The organism is Microcella sp., assembly GCF_033763155.1.
In the GTDB taxonomy this organism is placed as follows: Bacteria; Actinomycetota; Actinomycetes; order Actinomycetales; family Microbacteriaceae; genus Microcella.
Genome location: NZ_JANRKZ010000273.1, coordinates 1 through 3,124, shown reverse-complemented (window position 1 = coordinate 3,124; position 3,124 = coordinate 1). Strand labels below are relative to the sequence as shown.

Here is a 3,124-nt window from a genome sequence, read left to right as displayed (position 1 = left end):
GGTGTCTGTCGCGCACTACCCTGCCCTTGCTGGATCGCTTCCCTGGAAGACTCAGCACAAACATGGCTCCTCGCCGTCTGTCGCCGGTCCCTCCACCCGTCTTGCAGTGGCGGCAGCGGCGGCGCCCACAGGTTTTACCGGCAACCGCATGACGAAAGGCAACCCCTCGATCCACCAATCATGACGCGAGACTGAACTCGAAGGGGCGGACCGCCTTGGCCCCAGCGCCCTCCACCTCGAGACGCAGTGGAGCGACTCGCGCGATGGTGTCTTGCAGTACGTACGTATCCGCTCGCCCGACCGTGCCCCTTGACGGTGGAGTCCGCGCCTGACTGGCGACGGGTCAGCCCGCTTCGCTCTGCGCGCGCTTCCACGCGTCGGGCAAGAGTGCCCGCGCCTCGTGGTGCGAGAGCCCGCTCGAGCGTGCGATCTTCGGCAACACGTCGCGCAGGTACGCGAGCGGATCGACATCGGCGAGGGCGCAGCACGCCAGGATCGTGAAGGCGACGGCGGCACGGCGCGCGCCATCGTGGGATCCCGCAAACAGCATGTTGCGGCGCACGATTGCTGGGCGGCGGTGGAGCCGTTCGACGATCCCGTTGTCGATGGGGAGCGTGCCGTCGTCGAGGAATCGCGTCAGCGCGATGCGGTGGTTGTGCAAGTAACGCATCGCCTCGCCGAGCTTCGACGCAGGTGGCTCGACGGGTCGGTGCTGATCCACCCATTCGAGCAGCTGTTCGTAGACGGGGCGGCTGCGAGTTCGCCTCGCCGCCAAGCGATCGGCGGGGTTCGCGTCGGTCACCGACTCCTCGACGTCGTAGATGGTCTTGTACGCCTTGAGGACGATGGCCGCGCGTGCGTCCCCGGCCTCGAGCGCCTTCACGAAGTACCGGCGCGCGTGCATGTTGCAGCCGATCTCGATCAGGTCGTCGCGCTTGAAGCTCTCGTCGAAGAGGTTCGAGGCATCGGCGCACACCGGGCCTTGCCGTAGCAGCAGCACTTGCTCGGGGCCGAGTTCGCCGACTCGCGCGCCGACCTTGCGCCCGGTCGACGTGTACAGGTACATCGCGAGACCGTCGCCCGCGTAGCACCACAGCGCGCCGAGCTGCACCTGGTGCCCCGTCTCCTTGTCGCGGACGGGAATGCTCGTGCCGTCGACGTGCATCACCGACGACGTCAGCACGCACGCTGTCGCGGCGCGTTCGAGCGGCCGAAGCAGGTCGGTGCCCCAGAGGATCTGATCCGACATCGTCGCACTCGGCATCTCGAGTCCGAGCCCGGCAAGGCGCTCGCCCGTGCGATGGAGCGGAAGACCGTCGCGGTACTTGTCGACGATCATCTGCGCGACGAGGGCCGAGCCATAGGCGCCGCCCGCCACCACCTTGTCGCCCATCGGCGCGCGGACGACGTGCCCGTCGCAAGCGTCGCACGCGAGCACCTCGCGCTGATCGAGTCGCACGACGATCTCGGCCGGGATCAGCTCGATCACCTCGGTCGTCTCCGTCGCGATGCAGCGCCGCGCACCGCCGCAGCCCGGGCACGGTCGCTCTGCCTCGGGGACCTTGAGCGGATTGTCGACGCGACGAAGATGCGCCGGAGCGGGCCGACGCACCGGAGGTTGCTTCGCCGGCTTCTCGGGCACCGGCCGCCCCGCGTTCTCGTCCGCGGCCTTCTCCAGCGCCTCGGTCGCCGTCTTCAGATCGCTCTGGGCATGCCGGCGCAGGACGTCGAGGAAGATGTCGAGCTGCTCGCTCGGTGTGCGCTCGCTCTTGCTACCCGACCGGCTGCGCGACAGCGCGAGCAGTCGTTCGAGCTGCGCGTTGCGCGCGACCAACTGGTCGACGATGGCCAGCGCCTGGTCCACGTTGGGGTGATCGGCGAGCAACGTGCGCAGCACCTCGAGTGGCTCGCCGCGAAGCTCCTGCGCCTCAGCGCTGTTGGGGTCTCGTCGCTTCGCGCTCACGGCTGCAACAAAAGGCTTCGGCCCCTCGTCGTCAAGGGGCCGAGCCTCACTTTCTGCGTTCGGTCATCGAAGTCTACGCGTCGGTCGGCGCCGGCAAGGGTGGACTCCACCGCGCGGACGCTGCCGTCTGCGATTCCACCAGGCCCTCGAGCAGCGCCGAGAGCTCGTGCACGTCGATCTCGACGCCGCCCCGGCCCGACACCACCTTCGCCGGAAACTGGAACCGCCCGCGCTCGAGCCGCTTGTGAAGGATGGCGAACCCGCCCCGGGTCCACATCAGGATCTTCGTCTGCGTCGCCCGACGGTTGACGAAGATGAACAGGTGACCCGACAGCGGGTCGCGCCCGAGCACTGAGCGCACCTCGTTCGAGAGGCCCTCGAACGACTTGCGGAGGTTGCACGGCTCTACCGCGGCGTAGATTCGAACCGCGCGCGGAAGCATGATCATCGCGTCGCTCCGTTTAGCGCGAACACCAGCGCCGCGACCCACGACGTCGGAACTCGTGACGGGTCATCGACCTCGATCCGAACTTCTCCAACGCGAACGCTCACCGCCGAGCCGCCGAACGACACCAGGGGCGCTGCCGTCACTGTCACCGGCAGCAGCGACGTCGTCGCCGTGACCCCCTCCGCCGACACGCGCGTGCGCCACCACGACAACCGCTGGGTACTGAGCGCGTGCCGCCGCGCGAAGCCGCTGAGCGACTCGCCGCTCTCGGCCCAGTGCGCCAGAGCCGACCGAGCGTCGTCCTCGTCCCAGTGCCGCCCGTCCCGAGCCTTCTGCTTCCAGATCGGTTCCTTCATCGTGCCTCCTCGCGCTCTCTTGCGCGACGGCAGACTCGATCACGCCGCAATCCTCAGGCAGGGTACCGACCGGCGAGTAGATACGGCTCGGCATCGGACGCCGCGGGGGCGTGGCACGCGGCCAACACCAAGAACCCCGCCGCGCAAATGAGATCGCGAACCATAGCGGATGCCTGCATGCCTCCCATGTTGCGTGCGTTGCCATTCCCGGTCTACGAGCGCGGGTGCACCCGATCGACCATTGAGTTGACGGCCCGCGACGTCGGCACATTGGCTGCGCCGTGAAGGCGGCGGTTGGCGTGCCGAAACGCCCCCCCCGCCAAAAGCATCGGATGGTGGCGCTCGCGCCCTCCGAGG

Annotated in this window: 3 protein-coding genes; all 3 read right to left on the bottom strand. The window is 68.4% G+C overall.

What is annotated here, in order from left to right; all coding sequences use genetic code 11:
• Window positions 1-343: 343 nt before the first annotated feature.
• Entirely contained in the window at window positions 344-1,963 is a 1,620-nt protein-coding gene (tnpC, locus tag SFU54_RS11595) for an IS66 family transposase (protein ID WP_319016426.1), read from the bottom strand.
• 73 nt (window positions 1,964-2,036) lie between these two features.
• Window positions 2,037-2,405: an IS66 family insertion sequence element accessory protein TnpB gene (gene tnpB, locus SFU54_RS11590; protein ID WP_319016427.1), complete on the bottom strand. Its 369-nt coding sequence runs from the start codon at window positions 2,403-2,405 to the stop codon at window positions 2,037-2,039.
• A 2-nt stretch (window positions 2,406-2,407) separates the two neighbouring features.
• Entirely contained in the window at window positions 2,408-2,767 is a 360-nt protein-coding gene (tnpA, locus tag SFU54_RS11585; RefSeq protein WP_319016425.1) for an IS66 family insertion sequence element accessory protein TnpA, read from the bottom strand.
• Window positions 2,768-3,124: the final 357 nt, after the last annotated feature.